The 17,238-nt window shown below is 72.5% G+C and carries 11 protein-coding genes; 10 read left to right on the top strand and 1 reads right to left on the bottom strand.

The window, feature by feature from the left end:
• Window positions 1-98: 98 nt before the first annotated feature.
• From ACWC9T_RS03440 to ACWC9T_RS03415, 6 genes are all read left to right on the top strand, one after another.
• On the top strand, window positions 99-1,952 hold the full coding sequence (locus tag ACWC9T_RS03440; protein ID WP_449819359.1) for an acetolactate synthase large subunit: 1,854 nt from the start codon (window positions 99-101) through the stop codon (window positions 1,950-1,952).
• Window positions 1,953-1,983: 31 nt separating this feature from the next.
• Window positions 1,984-2,508, top strand: coding sequence for an acetolactate synthase small subunit (gene ilvN / locus ACWC9T_RS03435; protein ID WP_350744929.1), 525 nt, complete (start codon window positions 1,984-1,986; stop codon window positions 2,506-2,508).
• 98 nt (window positions 2,509-2,606) lie between these two features.
• Window positions 2,607-3,605, top strand: coding sequence for a ketol-acid reductoisomerase (ilvC, locus tag ACWC9T_RS03430; protein WP_396247119.1), 999 nt, complete (start codon window positions 2,607-2,609; stop codon window positions 3,603-3,605).
• A gap of 247 nt (window positions 3,606-3,852) precedes the next feature.
• Complete coding sequence (gene serA / locus ACWC9T_RS03425; RefSeq protein WP_449819482.1) at window positions 3,853-5,433, top strand: phosphoglycerate dehydrogenase; 1,581 nt, start codon at window positions 3,853-3,855, stop codon at window positions 5,431-5,433.
• A 287-nt stretch (window positions 5,434-5,720) separates the two neighbouring features.
• The gene (locus tag ACWC9T_RS03420) at window positions 5,721-5,882 is read left to right on the top strand and encodes a hypothetical protein (RefSeq protein WP_449819358.1); all 162 of its coding nucleotides are present in this window, start codon (window positions 5,721-5,723) and stop codon (window positions 5,880-5,882) included.
• A 217-nt stretch (window positions 5,883-6,099) separates the two neighbouring features.
• Window positions 6,100-9,456, top strand: a complete 3,357-nt coding sequence (locus ACWC9T_RS03415; protein WP_449819357.1) for a S8 family serine peptidase — start codon at window positions 6,100-6,102, stop codon at window positions 9,454-9,456.
• A gap of 61 nt (window positions 9,457-9,517) precedes the next feature.
• Here the strand turns inward: ACWC9T_RS03415 and ACWC9T_RS03410 are convergent, their stop codons facing one another.
• The gene (locus ACWC9T_RS03410; protein ID WP_449819356.1) at window positions 9,518-12,004 is read right to left on the bottom strand and encodes a YfhO family protein; all 2,487 of its coding nucleotides are present in this window, start codon (window positions 12,002-12,004) and stop codon (window positions 9,518-9,520) included.
• 158 nt (window positions 12,005-12,162) lie between these two features.
• Between ACWC9T_RS03410 and ACWC9T_RS03405 the strand changes: the two genes are divergently transcribed.
• From ACWC9T_RS03405 to cimA, 4 genes are all read left to right on the top strand, one after another.
• Window positions 12,163-12,729, top strand: coding sequence for a Uma2 family endonuclease (locus ACWC9T_RS03405; RefSeq protein WP_449819355.1), 567 nt, complete (start codon window positions 12,163-12,165; stop codon window positions 12,727-12,729).
• A gap of 59 nt (window positions 12,730-12,788) precedes the next feature.
• Window positions 12,789-13,826: a 3-isopropylmalate dehydrogenase gene (locus ACWC9T_RS03400; protein WP_449819354.1), complete on the top strand. Its 1,038-nt coding sequence runs from the start codon at window positions 12,789-12,791 to the stop codon at window positions 13,824-13,826.
• A gap of 211 nt (window positions 13,827-14,037) precedes the next feature.
• A complete protein-coding gene (locus ACWC9T_RS03395; RefSeq protein WP_449819353.1) occupies window positions 14,038-15,150 on the top strand; it encodes a branched-chain amino acid aminotransferase in 1,113 nt (370 codons plus the stop codon).
• Window positions 15,151-15,558: 408 nt separating this feature from the next.
• Window positions 15,559-17,163 carry a citramalate synthase gene (cimA, locus tag ACWC9T_RS03390; RefSeq protein WP_449819352.1) on the top strand — a complete coding sequence of 535 codons (1,605 nt, stop codon included), beginning with the start codon at window positions 15,559-15,561 and terminating at the stop codon, window positions 17,161-17,163.
• Window positions 17,164-17,238 lie beyond the last annotated feature (75 nt).

The following is a 17,238-nucleotide window of genomic DNA, read 5'->3' as shown; positions in this document are numbered from 1 at the left end:
TTGAGGCAGAGCCGGCGATCGGCCCGGACCGGGACCCCACCCTCGCGGTACCGGGGACCGCAGCACCGGACCGGCAAAACCCGAGAAGAGACAGGCAGATGACTGAGCACGCCGCATCCCCCCGCCGCGGGGACAACCCGGCCGCCCACGCTCCCGCGCCCCAGCACGTCGCCGAGACCATGACCGGAGCCCAGTCGCTCATCCGCTCGCTTGAGGCCGTGGGCGCGGACACCGTCTTCGGCATTCCGGGCGGGGCCATCCTTCCCGCGTACGACCCGCTGATGGACTCCGCCAAGGTGCGCCACATCCTGGTCCGGCACGAGCAGGGCGCCGGCCACGCCGCCACCGGCTACGCCCAGGCCACCGGCCGGGTCGGGGTCTGCATGGCCACCTCCGGCCCCGGCGCGACCAACCTGGTCACCCCGATCGCCGACGCGTACATGGACTCCGTGCCGATGGTCGCGATCACCGGTCAGGTCGCCTCCAAGGCGATCGGCACCGACGCCTTCCAGGAGGCGGACATCTGCGGCATCACGATGCCGATCACCAAGCACAACTACCTGGTCACCGACCCGGCCGAGATCCCCCGGGTGATCGCCGAGGCCTTCCACATCGCCGCGACCGGCCGCCCCGGCCCGGTCCTGGTCGACATCGCCAAGGACGCCCTGCAGGCCACCACCACCTTCCGGTGGCCGGTCGAGGCCGCGCTGCCCGGCTACCGCCCGGTCACCAAGCCGCACGCCAAGCAGATCCGCGAGGCCGCGAAGATGCTGGTCAGCGCCAAGCGCCCGGTGCTCTACGTCGGCGGCGGCGTGATCAAGGCGCAGGCCACCGCCGAGCTGCGGATCCTCGCCGAGCTGACCGGCGCCCCGGTCGTCACCACCCTGATGGCGCTCGGCGCCTTCCCGGACAGCCACCCGCAGCACCTGGGCATGCCCGGCATGCACGGCTCCGTCCCGGCGGTCACCGCGCTGCAGAAGTCGGACCTGCTGTTCACCCTCGGCGCCCGCTTCGACGACCGGGTCACCGGCAAGCTGGACAGCTTCGCCCCGTACGCCAAGGTCGTGCACGCCGACATCGACCCGGCCGAGATCGGCAAGAACCGCCCGGCGGACGTGCCGATCGTCGGCGACGCGCGCGAGGTGCTGGCAGACCTGATCGTCGCTGTCCAGGCCGAGTTCGACGCCGGTCACAAGGGCGACTACTCGGAGTGGTGGGAGAAGCTCAACGAGTGGAAGAAGACCTACCCGCTGGGCTACGAGCCGGCCCCGGCCGGCCAGCTCTCCCCGCAGCAGGTCATCGAGCGGATCGGCCAACTCGTCGGCCCGGACGCCATCTACGCCGCGGGCGTGGGCCAGCACCAGATGTGGAGCTCGCAGTACATCCGCTTCGAGAAGCCCGGCACCTGGCTCAACTCCGGCGGCGCCGGCACCATGGGCTACGCCGTCCCGGCGGCCATGGGCGCCAAGGCCGGCCGCCCGGAGAGCGCGGTCTGGGCCATCGACGGTGACGGCTGCTTCCAGATGACCAACCAGGAGCTGGTCACCTGCGCCCTGAACGGCATCCCGATCAAGGTCGCGGTCATCAACAACGGCTCGCTGGGCATGGTCCGGCAGTGGCAGACGCTGTTCTACAACCAGCGCTACTCCAACACCGTGCTGCACTCCGGCCCCGACCACGACGGCATCGAGCCGCCGGCCCAGGGCACCCGCATCCCCGACTTCGTCCTGCTGTCCGAGGCGATGGGCTGCGTCGGCCTGCGCTGCGAGCGCCCCGAGGACCTGGACGCGGTCATCAGGCAGGCGATGGAGATCAACGACCGCCCGGTCGTCATCGACTTCATCGTCCACCAGGACGCCATGGTCTGGCCGATGGTCGCGGCCGGTACCAGCAACGACGAGATCCAGTTCGCCAAGGGCGTCCGCCCTGACTTCGGCGACGATCTCGACTGACGGCCCCCATCCAGAACGACTGAGGAATCCCATGTCCAAGCACACCCTCTCCGTCCTGGTCGAGAACAAGCCCGGCGTGCTCGCCCGCATCGCCTCGCTGTTCTCCCGTCGGGGCTTCAACATCGACTCCCTCGCCGTCGGCCCGACCGAGCACCCGGACGTGTCCCGGATGACGATCGTGGTCAACGTCGAGGACCTCCCGCTGGAACAGGTCACCAAGCAGCTCAACAAGCTCGTGAACGTGATAAAGATCGTCGAACTCGACCAGTCCGCTGCGATCCAGCGGGAACTGGTCCTGGTGAAGGTCCGCGCCGACAACGAGACCCGGTCGCAGATCGTCGAGATCGTCCAGCTGTTCCGGGCCAAGACCGTCGATGTGTCACCCGAAGCGGTGACGATCGAGGCCACTGGCAGCTCGGACAAGCTGGAGGCCATGCTCCGGATGCTGGAGCCTTACGGCATCAAGGAGTTGGTCCAGTCCGGCCTGGTCGCCATCGGCCGCGGCGCCCGTTCCATCACGGACCGGTCGCTGCGCGCCCTCGACCGCAGCGCGTAAACAGCGCCGTCTCACCTTTCGAAGCAACGACCCACCCCCCGCCGGGTGCACCTACGGTAGGAACTCCCGGCACCCATCACGCAAGGAGATGTGCCCCCGTGGCCGAGCTGTTCTACGAAGACGACGCCGACCTGTCCATCATCCAGGGCCGCAAGGTCGCGGTCATCGGCTACGGCAGTCAGGGTCACGCCCACGCGCTGTCCCTGCGTGACTCCGGCGCCGACGTCCGGGTCGGCCTGAAGCCCGAGTCCAAGTCCCGTGCCAAGGCCGAGGAGGCCGGCCTGCGCGTGGTCACCCCGGCCGAGGCGGCGGCCGAGGCGGACGTCATCATGATCCTGGTGCCGGACCCGATCCAGGCCGACGTCTACGAGGCCGACATCGCCCCGCACCTGAAGGCCGGCGACGCCCTGTTCTTCGGCCACGGCCTGAACATCCGCTTCGGCTTCATCAAGCCCCCGGCGGACGTCGACGTCTGCATGGTCGCCCCGAAGGGCCCGGGCCACCTGGTCCGCCGCCAGTACGAGGAGGGCCGCGGCGTCCCGGCGATCGTCGCCGTCGAGCAGGACGCCTCGGGCAACGCGTTCGCCCTGGCGCTGTCGTACGCCAAGGGCCTGGGCGCCACCAAGGCCGGCGTCATCAAGACCACCTTCACCGAGGAGACCGAGACCGACCTGTTCGGCGAGCAGGCCGTCCTCTGCGGTGGCACCGCGGCCCTGGTGAAGGCCGGGTTCGAGACCCTGGTCGAGGCCGGCTACCAGCCGGAGATCGCCTACTTCGAGTGCCTGCACGAGCTGAAGCTCATCGTCGACCTGATGTACGAGGGCGGCCTGGAGAAGATGCGCTGGTCGGTCTCCGAGACCGCCGAGTGGGGCGACTACGTCACCGGTCCGCGCATCATCACGGCCGACACCAAGGCCGCGATGAAGCAGGTCCTCGCCGAGATCCAGGACGGCACCTTCGCCAACACCTGGATCGCCGAGTACAAGGCGGGCCTGCCCAAGTACAACGAGTACAAGAAGGCCGACGAGGACCACCTGCTGGAGACCACCGGCAAGAAGCTGCGCTCGCTGATGAGCTGGGTCAACGAGAAGGCCTGAGCCTCTTCGCCCCGTAGCCCTGATTCCGCAGGGCCCTTGTACAAGTAGGCTGCTCCCGTCCGGGTGATTTCGCCGGACGGGAGCAGCCTGGTACCAAGCCCGTCGATACACTTCCGAGTGCGCGTCAGGCCCACAGCGTCGTGCGTCTACCTACGCGGCATGCCACCTTCCCCGCCCTCCACGCCACCTACGTGCGCCCGGGGAACCGGACAGTTAAGGACACACTGTCGTGAGCACTGCGACCACTGTGAAAACTGGCGTCGTCCTGATCGCCGAAGAGCTTTCGCCCGCCACCGTCGACGCCCTCGGCCCCGACTTCGAGATCCGCCACTGCAACGGCGCCGACCGCACCGAGCTGCTCACCGCGATCGCCGACGTGGACGCGATCCTGATCCGCTCCGCCACCAAGGTCGACGCCGAGGCGCTGGCCGCCGCCCGCAAGCTCAAGGTGGTCGCCCGGGCCGGCGTCGGCCTGGACAACGTGGACGTCGCCGCCGCCACCAAGGCCGGCGTGATGGTCGTCAACGCGCCGACCTCGAACATCGTCACCGCCGCCGAGCTGGCCTGCGGCCTGCTGATCTCCGTCGCCCGCAACATCGCGCCGGCCAACGCCGCGCTCAAGCAGGGTGAGTGGAAGCGCAACAAGTACACCGGCGTCGAGCTGAGCGAGAAGATCCTCGGCGTGGTCGGCCTCGGCCGGATCGGCGTCCTGGTCGCCCAGCGGATGTCCGCGTTCGGGATGAAGATCGTCGCGTACGACCCCTACATCCAGGCCGCCCGCGCCGCGCAGATGGGCGTCAAGCTGGTCTCGCTGGAGGAACTGCTGGAGGTCTCGGACTTCATCACCGTCCACCTCCCCAAGACCCCCGAGACCATCGGCCTGATCGGTGACGAGGCGCTGCACAAGGTCAAGCCGACCGTGCGCATCGTCAACGCCGCCCGCGGCGGCATCGTGGACGAGGAGGCGCTCGCCAGCGCCCTGAGCGAGGGCCGGGTGGCCGGCGCGGGCCTGGACGTGTACGCCAAGGAGCCGTGCACCGACTCCCCGCTGTTCGCCTTCGACAACGTGGTCGCCACCCCGCACCTGGGCGCCTCCACCGACGAGGCGCAGGAGAAGGCCGGCATCGCGGTCGCCCGGTCGGTGCGCCTCGCGCTGGCCGGCGAGCTGGTACCGGACGCCGTCAACGTCCAGGGCGGTGTGATCGCCGAGGACGTGCGCCCGGGTCTGCCGCTGGCCGAGAAGCTCGGCCGGATCTTCACGGCACTGGCCGGCGAGGTGGCCGTCCGCCTGGACGTCGAGGTCCGCGGCGAGATCACCCAGCACGACGTGAAGGTGCTCGAACTGTCCGCGCTGAAGGGCGTGTTCGAGGACGTGGTGGCGGAGACGGTGTCCTACGTCAACGCCCCGCTGTTCGCCCAGGAGCGCGGCGTCGAGGTCCGCCTGACCACCTCCAGCGAGAGCCCCGAGCACCGCAACGTGATCACCGTGCGCGGCACCCTCGCGAACGGTGAGGAGATCGCGATCTCCGGCACGCTGTCCGGCCCGAAGCAGACCCAGAAGATCGTCGGCGTGGACGCCTTCGACGTGGACGTGGCGCTCACCGACCACATGGCCTTCTTCAAGTACGAGGACCGCCCCGGCGTGGTCGGCGTGCTCGGCCGCCACCTGGGCGACGCGGGCGTCAACATCGCGGGCATGCAGGTCGCCCGGGACGGTGGCAGCGCCCTCGCCTCCATCACCGTGGACAGCGAGATCCCCCAGGACGTGCTGACGGCGATCGCCGCCGACATCGGCGCCCGCTTCGCGCGCTCGGTCGACCTGGGCTGATCCCCCCGGCCCGAGCAGGGCCCGGACCGCCGTTCGCACGGTGGTCCGGGCCCTGCTGCGTTCTCCCGGACGGTTCCCGTCTCAGATGCTAGGAAATCCAAGTATTCGTGCAGACACGGCCGGGGCGGGGCCTTACCTTGGAAGAGCCACACGGCGTGCCGCCCCTGTAGCCAGGGCGTTCGGCCCGTGTGCGCGTGCGCCATCACGGGCAGGCGATCCCTGCTCCCGCGTGTACCCATCTCCCCCTCCGCGCCTGCTTTCACGGCGCCGCTTCCAAGGAGCCCGGTATGCCCTCCACCGCCGACCGCCACGCCACCTCCGCCCCCGCCGCCACCCCCGTCCGCGCCCCGCGCCGTCGCCGGGCCGCCGAGCGGAACCCCTTCGCGGCTGCCGCCCTGCAGCGCTCGCTCGACCGCCGCGACAACGGCGGCGTGACCGGCCACAGCTGACTGTCGGCGCCGGTGGCGTTCATCGGCCTACTAGGCCGGTCGGGCTGACGCCAAGTCACTCGGTCGGGTGCGACTCAGGTCCGTCCGGGGGAAGTTGCTCGCCCCCGCAGCGCGATCATCCTAATTTGGGGCCCCCGGAAGGGTGATCGACGTCCGCGCGGGCGGGCGTCAGCGGCACGGTGTGCGGATCAGTCCCCCTGCCGGGGGAGAGGGCCCAGTGCGTCTGCCACCCGTCCGCCGACCGATCGCCCGGATCGGCCTCACCCTGGTCCTGCTGGCAGCTGTGTTCATTCCAAGCAGCGCCGCGCTCGCCGCCACCCCGGCGGTCGGCGGCCCGTCCGCCGCCGGACCGCCGGGCGAGGGCCGTACCGCCTCCGTCCTGCTCGAACTCACCACCGAGGCGGCCGGCCCCGTCTGGCGGCGCGCCGCCGAGACGGCCCGGCGGGCCCAGCGCTCGCCGGAGGCCGTCCGCCAGGAGGCCGCCCGGGCCGGAGCCGCCCAGCGGGCCCGGGCCGGGGACGCGCTCGACCGGATCGCCGACGCCGTCCACCGGGCCGCGCCCGCCGCCCGTGAGCTCTACCGCACCCGCACCCTGCTCACCGGCCTCGCGGTCAGCGCGCCCGCCGAGCGGCTGCCCGCGCTGCGGGCGCTGCCCGGCGTCCAGGCCGTCCACCCGATCGTGAACAAGCAGCGTGACAACGCCTACTCCGTGCCGCTGACCGGCGCCCCGAAGGTCTGGGAGGGCGACCAGGCCCTTGCCGGGAACACCGGTCAGGGCGTCCGGATCGGGATCATCGACAGCGGCATCGACTACACCCACGCCGACTTCGGGGGCCCCGGCACCGAGGAGGCGTTCCGCTCGGTCGAGCGCGGCAAGCCCGCACCCGCAGCGCTGTTCCCCAACGCCAAGGTGGTCGGCGGCAAGGACCTGGTCGGCGACGACTACAACCCCGACCCGTCCTCCCCGCAGTACCAGCCGGTCCCGCACCCCAGCGACAACCCGATCGACTGCGTGCGCAACGGACACGGCACCCACGTCGCCGGGACGGCGGCCGGGTACGGCGTCACCGCCGACGGCCGTCCGTACAACGGCCCGTACCGGCCCGGGCTCGACCCGGCCTCCTTCAAGATCGGCCCCGGCGCCGCACCCGCCGCGCAGCTGTACGGCATCCGGGTGTTCGGCTGCGACGGCGCCACCGACCGGCTCGCCCAGGCGCTCGACCTGGCCGCCGACCCCAACGGCGACGGCGACCTCGGCGACCGGCTCGACGTGGTCAACCTCTCGCTCGGCAGCCGCTTCGGCAGCCCCGACGACGCCGACGCGCTGGCCGTCGACAGGCTCGCCGCGCTCGGCACCGCGGTGGTCGCGGCCGCGGGCAACGAGGGCGACGTCTACGGCATCGGCGGCAGCCCCGGCACCGCCGCCCGGGCCATCACCGTCGCCGCCTCCGTGCACGGTCACGCCGACGTGGACGGCATCACCGTGCTCGCCCCCGCCGCGCTCGCCGGGGTGGTCCCCGGCCACTGGAGCGAGCGCTACCAGGGCTGGTCCACCGCCGACGTGAGCGGCGCGCTCGCCCTGCCCGTCGACCAGGCGGACGGCTGCACCGCCTTCAGCGAGGCGGACAAGCAGCGGCTGAAGGGCAGGATCGCGCTGCTCACCTGGCGCACCGGCGAGGCCGACCGGGCCTGCAACTCCGGCCCGCGCGCCGACCACGCCGCCGACGCAGGGGCGATCGGCGCGCTCTACGCCGCCGACAGCGACCACCTGGCCGAGATCTCGGGCGACGACCGGATCCCGGCCGTGCTGCTCGCCCACGCCGACGGCGACAGGCTGCTGAAGGCCGCGGCTGCCGGGGACGTCCAGGTCCGGCTCGCCGCGCCCGGCAACCGGCTGCACGGCTCGGTCTCCCAGAACCAGCCGTCCCGGGCCGACACCCTCACCGACTTCAGCTCCCGGGGCATCGGCGTGCCCGGGGTGGTCAAGCCCGACCTCGCCGCTCCCGGCGAGACCATCTGGTCCGCCCTGGTCGGCAGCGGCAGCGGCGGCCAGCGCGAGAACGGCACCTCGATGGCCACCCCGCACGTCGCCGGACTGGCGGCGCTGGTCCGCGCCGCGCACCGGGACTGGCCGGTCGAGCAGGTCAAGGCCGCACTGATGAACACCAGCACCGACACCTGGCTCGGCGACGACCGCACCGGGCCGGTCTACGGACCCGAGCGCACCGGAGCCGGCCGGGCCCAGGTCGACCGGGCGGTTCGGACGCCGGTGGTCGCCTACGCGGCGGGGGAGGGCGCCGAGGCGGGCAGCGTCGGGGTCTCCTTCGGGCCGGTCGGGATCGGCGGGCCGACCGCGCTCGGCCGGGAGATCGAACTGCGCAACTACTCGGCCTCGAAGCTCAGTTACCGTACCGGCTACGCGGCCGCGACCGAACTCCCGGGCGCTTCCTACCAGGTGACGCCCGCCCGGGTGGACGTACCGGCGGGCGGTACCGCGCGGGTGAAGGTCACGCTGTCCGTACCGGGGGAGTTGGGCCGTGCGCCCGACCCGACCATCGACACCCTGCAGGGCGGCAAGGCGCGCAGCTACCGCGGCGAACTCTCCGGACGGGTGCTGTTCAGCCCGGTCGGCGATGCGGCGCTGCCGCAGTTGCGGGTCCCGGTGTTCGCCGCCCCGCGTCCGGAGAGCGACCTCACGGTGACGGCCTCCGCCCGGACCGCCCGGGACGGCACCCTGGTCATGCTCGGCGGCACCGCGGCGCCGGGCGGGCGGCCCGGACTGGTCACCGCCGTCGCGCTCGGCGGCGAGGCCGCCCGCTGGCCCGACTGCCCCTCCGGCGGCGGCAACGCGGTCGGCCCCGGCTCGGGCATCCGGCCCGAGGGCGCTGCGGAGTCGGCCGAGCAGCCGCAGGACGTCTGTGTCGAGCACCCCGGCGACCGGGCCGCCAACCTGCGGGCGGCGGGGGCGGCCGTCGACGCCGACCAGCTGTACGTGGGCGTGCGGCTCTGGGCCCCGGCGGCGACGCCGGTCGGGCTGTACGGGGTGCGGGTGTCGCTGGACACCGACGGGGACGGCGTCACCGACGTGATCCTCAAGGCCGACCGGCTGCACGGCAGCGACGTCCTGGTCTCCCGCGCCCTGGACGCCCGCACCGGCGACGAGCTGGATGTCCAGCCGCTCAACGCCCACTGGGGCGACACCGACACCGAGCTGCTGGACAGCGACGTCCTGGTCCTCCCGGTCCGGCTGAGCGCCCTCCCGGGCGTCAAGCCCGGCCACAGCACCGTCCACTACGGGGTCTGGACCAGCGTCGCCGCCCCGGGCAAGCCCGACCCGGCCGACTCCTACTCCGCCATCGGCCTGCGTGGCACCCGCCCCACCGTCCCGATGGACGTCCTGCACCCGGCCCTAGCCGTCCAGGCCGGTCTCACCGGCCCCACCGCCGTGGTGGCCCCGGCTGGCCCGGGCACCGTCCTCGACGTGCACCGGACGAAGGGCGGCGCCTCCCGGCTCCTGCTGCTGTACCACCTGGGCCCCGCGGACCGCAGGGCCCAGGTGGTCACCCTGCCGTGATCCGTGAGGACGTGATCCGTCGGTAGGGGGCGGCCCGCCGAACGCGGCGGGCCGCCCCTTGTCACGTCCCGTCGGAGGCCTGGGCGGCCAGGCGGCGGGCGCGCCGGGGGGTGCGGGTGGGGCGGCGGGTGAGGCGGGAGAAGACGGCGGCCAGGGCCAGCACCGCGGTGGTGGCGGAGGTGAGGGTGAGGCCCGCGGTGAGGCCGGGTGGGCGGAAAGCGCAGGTGAGCCGGGAGGCGCCGGCGCCGAGGGGGACGCCGATCATGCCGAGGACGGGGGTGGGGGCGCCGGCACGGCCGCCGTCGACGGCGCAGCTCCAGCCCTCGGTGGCGGGAACGGAGAGCAGGGCGGTGCCGGTCGAGCCGGCCGGGAGGGTCGCGGTGAGGGTGTGGCCGCCGGCCGAGACCCGGGTGGCGCCGGTGGCGGTGAGGCGGGCGACGGCGGCCTCCAGGGCACCGGCCCGCAGGCAGCCGATAGGGCGGGCCGGGACCTGGCTGACCACGTCCGACCGCAGGGTCACCCGGACCGTCCCGTCCGCCGGGACGGTCCCCAGTCGGTGGATCGCCACCGCCGTGGTGGGCTGCTCGCCGTCGCTGCGGTAGCCGGTGCCCAGGCCGCTGACCGTGCCCCGGTACCAGACCCCGTGGAAGTAGGCCGTTCCGCCCGGGGTGCAGTTCGCGGTGAACACCGTGCCCTCGGCACCGGGTGGTACTGACCAGCCGCTGGTGCCGTGCAGGGTGGGTACCGGGCCGCCGGCCGGGGCGGGCAGCGGGGCGTCGTACACCTGGCTGCCGAGCAGCGACTCCTGCCGGGACCAGACCGAGGAGGTGTCCGGCCGGGCGCCCGGCGGCAGCACGGTGACCAGCGGCGGCGCGGCGGCCCGTCCGGGGGTGAAGCCGTGCGGGGGCGGGCCGTCGTCCAGGTGGGCGCGGACCGCGAACAGCGCCTGCCCGACCGGGTCGGTGACGCTGGTGGTCTGCCGTCCGCCAGCCGTCCAGCCGGCACCGAGGTCGTGCAGCAGCAGGGCCGCGACGGTCGGCAGGGAGCTGCTGAAGTAGCTGCCGCCCTGGCCGTCCAGCAGCAGCGGGTCGTTGGTGCCGAAGGCGTGCGGGCCGGGGTCGCTGCGTCCGGCGGGCCAGTCGGCGGTCCCGCGGACGGCCGCGTACCCGGCGCGGACGGCGGCCGGGGAGGCGGTGTCGGCGGTGGCCGCGCCGAACGCCGCGTACCCGGACCAGACGGCGTTGCCGAGCACCGCGCCGCCGAGCACCCAGGTGGCGACGGTGTTCGCCCGGCGGTCGGCGTGCCGGCGGTCCAGCACCCAGAGCGCGGCCAGCAGGACGACGCCGCCGACGCCCAGCAGCATCCAGGTGGCGGTGCGGACCGAGTTCCGGCTCGCCGCCAGCCCGGCGATCACCGCGACCACGGCGGCGCCGCCCAGCAGGGTGAGTCCGTCCGGCCGGTGCGCCAGCGACACCCAGCCGGCCAGCACCAGCAGACCGCTGAGCACGAAGGCGACCCGGTACGGCCCGCCGGCCGGGATCGCCAGGCCGTGCCAGACCAGCACGGTCGGGGTCCAGACGAAGCTGAGGACGACCAGCACCAGGGCCGCGCACCAGACCGCCCGTTCGCGGATCCGCACCCGCCGGTTGAACGGCAGCCCGCACACCAGCAGTAGCCCGAGCACCCCGATCGCCAGGTCCGGCAGCGGCCGCCCGCCCTGGGTGGTGGGCAGCAGCCGGGCGAGGTGGTTGCCGAGCCCGGACGGGCCGAGCGGCTGCACCGGGGACTCGGGCTGGGCGCCGCGCGCGGCGCGGATCGCGACGAACAGCACGGGGGAGGCGAGCAGCACCCCGGTGCTGGTCACGGTGACGGCCCGGCCGGTGGTCCGGACCCGGTGCCGGAACGGCCGCGGGGTGGCGAACAGGCGGACGGCGAACAGGAGTCCGGCCACCAGGGTGGCCAGCGCGGCGGTGTACAGGTTGCCCGCCCAGGCGAGGGCCACGCACAGCGAGCCGGCCACCCAGCGCCGCTCGCGCAGGCACCAGTCCCCGACCAGGCCGAGCAGCGGCAGCGAGACCAACCCCCAGAGCCACATGGGCGCTGCCCCGCCCACGTCCAGCACCCAGGCGCAGAGCCCGTACCCGACGGCGGCGAGCGCCCGCAGCCAGCGGGGGCCGCGGTGCAGCCGACCGAGCAGATGGGCCATCAGGGCGGTGCCGAGGCCGATGGTGGCCAGCGCGACCAGGAAGACGGCGAGCCGCCCCTGGTCGCGGGGGAGCAGGGCGGTCAGCCAGGAGAAGGGGTTCATCAGGTAGGCGAAGAAGTCCGCCAGGAAGGGGACGCCGTAGCCGCTGTTCCAGTTGAACAGCACGTCCCCGGCGGCCCGTCCGTGCAGCAGGTCCCACAGGTGCGCGTGGTACGGCACGGCGACCTCGCCCGCCCCGGTCGGCCACCGCCCGCGCAGCCCGGCAGCGAGCGCGTACCCGCTCATCGCCAGCCCGGCCGCGCCCCCGCAGACCAGCACCTCCCGCCGCCGCTCGGTCCTCACGCACGCGCCCCGTTTCTGCCAGGAACCCCGGATCACGCCACCCTAAGCGCGCCCCCAGCGCACCCTCGGCCACATGCGCTCGCTCAAAGGGGTGGCGCCTGAGGAGGCTTTGCCGAGTAGCCTGGGAGGGCCGCCAGGATGCCCGTATGGGAGGAACCATGAGCATCGCGCCGTACCCCGACTGGATTCGGCCTCCTGCTGGTGGCTACACCGCAGAGGATCTTGACCGGCTGCCTGATCTCCCGCCGCACACAGAGCTGATCGACGGGAGCCTGATCTTCGTGAGTCCGCAGACCACGTTCCACATGCGCACGCTTCGCAGGCTGGAGCGGGCCTTGGAGGCTGCCGTACCGGCGGGATGGGACGTCTGGCGTGAGATGACGGTTCGGTTGGACCGGCGCAACCGACCTGAACCGGATCTGCTCGTCGTCGACGAACAGGGGGTGAACGGCCCCAAGCAGACCTTCTGCGAGGCAGGGGATGTACTGCTTGCCGTTGAGGTTGTGTCCGAGGAGTCCGAGGAACGCGACCGGGAGACCAAACCCCGCAAGTACGCGGCAGCAGGCATCAAGCATTTCTGGCGAGTAGAGAGCGATGACGACGGGAAGCCGATCGTCTATGTGTACGAGCTGGAACCGGCGACCCGGGCATACGTGGTCACTGGGATCTACCACAAGCAGTTGAAGGTCGATCAGCCGTTCCCGGTGGAGATCGACCTGACCTGACGAGTCCGAATGATGGACGCGAGGTGTCAACACCTGGGACGGCGGAGTAGGGTCCGAGCATGTCTCGCACCATTCGTCTCGCAGTTGTCCCGGGTGACGGCATCGGCCAGGAGGTGGTGGCCGAAGGCCTGAAGGTCCTGGAGGCCGTGCTTCCCGCCGATGTGAAGCTGGAGACCACCGAGTACGACCTCGGCGCCCGGCGCTACCACCGGACCGGGGAAACGCTGCCGGACAGTGTGCTGGCCGAGCTGAAGGCCTTCGACGCGATCCTGCTGGGCGCCATCGGCGACCCGAGCGTGCCGTCCGGGGTGCTGGAGCGGGGTCTGCTGCTCAAGCTGCGGTTCGCCTTCGACCACCACATCAACCTGCGGCCGGGCCGACTGTTCCCCGGCGTGAAGTCCGCGCTGGCGGGCGACCCCCGGATCGACTTCGTGGTCGTCCGCGAGGGGACCGAGGGCCCGTACGTCGGCAACGGCGGCTCGCTGCGCACCGGTACCCCGCACGAGGTGGCCACCGAGGTCAGCCTGAACACCGCGTTCGGCATCGAGCGCGTGGTGCGCGACGCCTACCGTCGGGCCCAGGCGCGGCCGCGCAAGAAGCTCACCCTGGTGCACAAGAACAACGTGCTGGTGCACGCCGGGCACCTGTGGTCGCGGATCTTCGCCGAGGTCGGCGCGGAGTTCCCGGAGGTCACCACCGAGTACCTGCACGTCGACGCGGCCACCATCCACCTGGTCACCCAGCCGGAGCGCTTCGACGTCATCGTCACCGACAACCTGTTCGGCGACATCCTGACCGACCTGGCCGCCGCCGTGACCGGTGGTATCGGCCTCGCCGCGAGCGGCAACATCAACCCGAGCGGCGAGTACCCGGCCATGTTTGAGCCGGTGCACGGCTCGGCGCCGGACATCGCCGGCCAGGGCAAGGCCGACCCGACCGCCACCGTGCTGTCGGTCGCCATGCTGCTGGAGCACCTCGGCTACGCGGCCGAGGCCTCCAAGGTGGAGGCCGCCGTCGCGGCGGACCTCGCCGAGCGCGCCGGCACCCGTTCCACGTCCGAGGTCGGCGGCGCGCTCGCCGCCCGAGTATCCGGCTGACGGGCCGGACCCAAAGAGGTTCGGCCAGGTGGGCCGGACCGCATAACCGCAGCTTGCAGCTCCCCAAGGAGCTGGCAGCTGTTCGGCACGGCCTTCTGGATGCGAGTATCGACAGTGGGCCGTGCCGTTGTGCGTTCGTTCCGGCGTTGGATCGCCGTGACGTTCCTTCGGCGGGGCGGTCCGAACCAACCCCACGGTGAAGGAAACAGCCATGAGCACGCCCACCCAGGCGCCCATCACGTTCGACCTCAAGCCCTCCGCCCACCCGCTGTCCGCAGCGGAGCGCGAGGCCCGGCTGACCAACCCCGGCTTCGGCCGCGTCTTCACCGACCACATGGTCACCATCCGCTGGACCGAGGGCCGCGGCTGGCACGACGCCCAGCTGGTCCCGTACGCGCCGGTGGAGATGGACCCGGCGAACATGACGCTGCACTACGGCCAGGCGATCTTCGAGGGCCTGAAGGCCTACCGCCAGGCCGACGGTTCGATCGCGACCTTCCGCCCGGAGGCCAACGCCCTGCGCTTCCAGGCCTCCGCGCGCCGCCTGGCGATGCCGGAGCTGCCGGTCGAGGCCTTCGTCGAGGCCGTCGAGCTGCTGGTCCAGCAGGAGCGGGAGTGGGTCCCGAACGAGCCGGAGCAGAGCCTGTACCTGCGTCCGTTCATGTTCGCCACCGAGGTTGGCCTGGGTGTCCGCCCGGCGAACTCCTACCTGTTCATGATCATCGCCTCCCCGGCCGGCGCCTACTTCCAGGGCGGCATCAAGCCGGTCTCGGTCTGGCTGTCCAAGGAGTACGTCCGGGCCGCGCCCGGCGGCACCGGCGCGGCCAAGTGCGCGGGCAACTACGCGGCCTCGCTGGTCGCCCAGGCCCAGGCCGCCGAGAAGGGCTGCGACCAGGTGGTCTGGCTCGACGCCGCCGAGCACCGGTGGGTCGAGGAGATGGGCGGCATGAACCTGTACTTCGTCTTCGGCGAGGGCAAGGACGCCAGGATCGTCACCCCGGAGCTGTCCGGCGCGCTGCTGCCCGGCATCACCCGTGACTCGCTGCTGCGCCTGGCCTCCGACCTCGGCTACGCGGTCGAGGAGCGGAAGATCTCCACCGAGGAGTGGCAGCAGGCCAACGCCGACGGCACCCTCACCGAGGTCTTCGCCTGCGGCACCGCCGCCGTCATCACCCCGGTCGGCTCGGTCAAGTCCGCCGTCGCGGACTGGACCGTCGGCACCGGCGAGCCCGGCCCGATCACCATGGAGCTGCGCCGGGCCCTGCTCGCCATCCAGGGCGGCCAGGCTCCCGACACCCACGGCTGGCTGCACAAGATCGTCTGATCCGAGGAGCGCTCGCACCGCCTTCGGCCCGCCACGTTTCGCATCGCGAGACGGGCGGGCCGGATCCCGGAAGCTGTGTCAGACTGCGAGCGTGTCCTCGCTTTCGCTGATTATTAGCAGCAGGCGCGCCGGTCCGCAGTGACCGCTTCCGCAGGACCCGATGCGGAGCGACCACGAGCGTCCAGACCCGCGCGCAGACCTCTCGCACCCGCGAGGGGTCTTTTGCTTTTCGGACGCAGCCCCACGAACACAGTGGGCGCGGCCCCGTCAAGCACAGCACCCGGACCGGCCGAGAGCCCCCACGAAGGGCTCGGGGACACCCGGGCCGCGCGCGGGATCCTGGACAGTGGAGCCGGGACGAGAATCCGGCAGAGCAGTACGAACCTCCCCGAACGGAGAACCAGGGTCATGACCGAGGTCACCCGTACCGACGACAGCTTCCACGTGTTCGACACCACGCTGCGTGACGGCGCGCAGCGCGAGGGCATCAACCTGACGGTGGCGGACAAGCTGGCCATCGCCCGGCACCTGGACGAGTTCGGGGTCGGCTTCATTGAGGGCGGCTGGCCCGGCGCCAACCCGCGCGACACCGAGTTCTTCGCCCGCGCCGCCGCCGAGCTGGAACTGCGCAACGCCCGGCTGGTGGCCTTCGGCGCCACCCGCCGGGCCGGTGGCAAGGCGGCCGACGACCCGCAGCTGGCCGCGCTGGTCGCCTCCGGAGCACCCGTGGTGACCCTGGTCGCCAAGGCGCACGACCGGCACGTGGAGCTGGCGCTGCGCACCACGCTGGACGAGAACCTGGAGATGGTCCGGGACAGCGTCGAGTTCCTGCGCGCCCAAGGCCGACGGGTCTTCATCGACTGCGAGCACTTCTTCGACGGCTACCGGGCCAACCGCGAGTACGCCCTCGCGGTGGTCCGCGCCGCGCACCAGGCCGGGGCGGACGTGGTGGTGCTGTGCGACACCAACGGCGGGATGCTGCCGGCCGGCGTTCGGGAGACCGTCGCCGACGTGATCGCCGCGACCGGGGCCCGGATCGGCGTGCACGCCCAGGACGACACCGGCTGCGCGGTGGCCAACACCCTGGCCGCGGTGGACGCCGGCGCGACCCACGTGCAGTGCACCGCCAACGGCTACGGCGAGCGGGTCGGCAACGCCAACCTGTTCCCGGTGGTCGGTGCGCTGGAGCTCAAGTACGGCCGGCGGGTGCTGCCCGAGGGCCGGCTGAGCGAGATGACCCGGATCTCGCACGCGATCGCCGAGCTGGTCAACCTGGCCCCGTCCACCCACCAGCCGTACGTCGGCTTCTCGGCCTTCGCCCACAAGGCGGGCCTGCACGCCTCCGCGATCAAGGTCGACCCGGACCTGTACCAGCACATCGACCCCGAGCTGGTCGGCAACACCATGCGGATGCTGGTCTCCGACATGGCCGGCCGGGCCTCGGTCGAGCTCAAGGGCAAGGAACTCGGCTACGACCTCTCCACCGACCGCGACCTGGCCGGGCGGGTGGTGGCCAGGGTCAAGGAGCAGGAGAACCTCGGCTACACCTACGAGTCCGCCGACGCCTCCTTCGAGCTGCTGCTGCGCGACGAGGTGCGCGGCAGCCGGGAGCGCTTCTACACCCTGGAGTCCTGGCGGACCATCAGCGAGCAGGGCCCGAACGGGGTTTCGGGCAACGAGGCGACCGTCAAGCTGTGGGCCAAGGGCGAGCGCAGGATCGCGACCGGTGAGGGCAACGGCCCGGTCAACGCACTGGACCAGGCGCTGCGGACGGCCCTGGAGGGCATCTACCCGCCGCTGGCCGCCTTCGAGTTGGTGGACTACAAGGTCCGCATCCTGGAGGGCCAGCACGGCACCGGCTCGAAGACCCGGGTGCTGATCGAGTCCACCGACGGTACTGCCACCTGGTCCACCGTCGGGGTCGCCGACAACGTGGTCGCCGCCTCCTGGCTGGCACTTGAGGACGCGTACACCTACGGCCTGATCCGCGCCGGGGTGGAGCCGGCCGAGTAGCCGCCCCGAACCTGCCGACGGCCCACGGGACTTCGCGAAAGGCCGAGGGCGCCCCGCGACCGGGGTCGGCCCGCC

Source organism: Kitasatospora sp. NPDC001159 (assembly GCF_053598235.1).
This window is presented reverse-complemented; position numbering and strand designations above follow the sequence as displayed.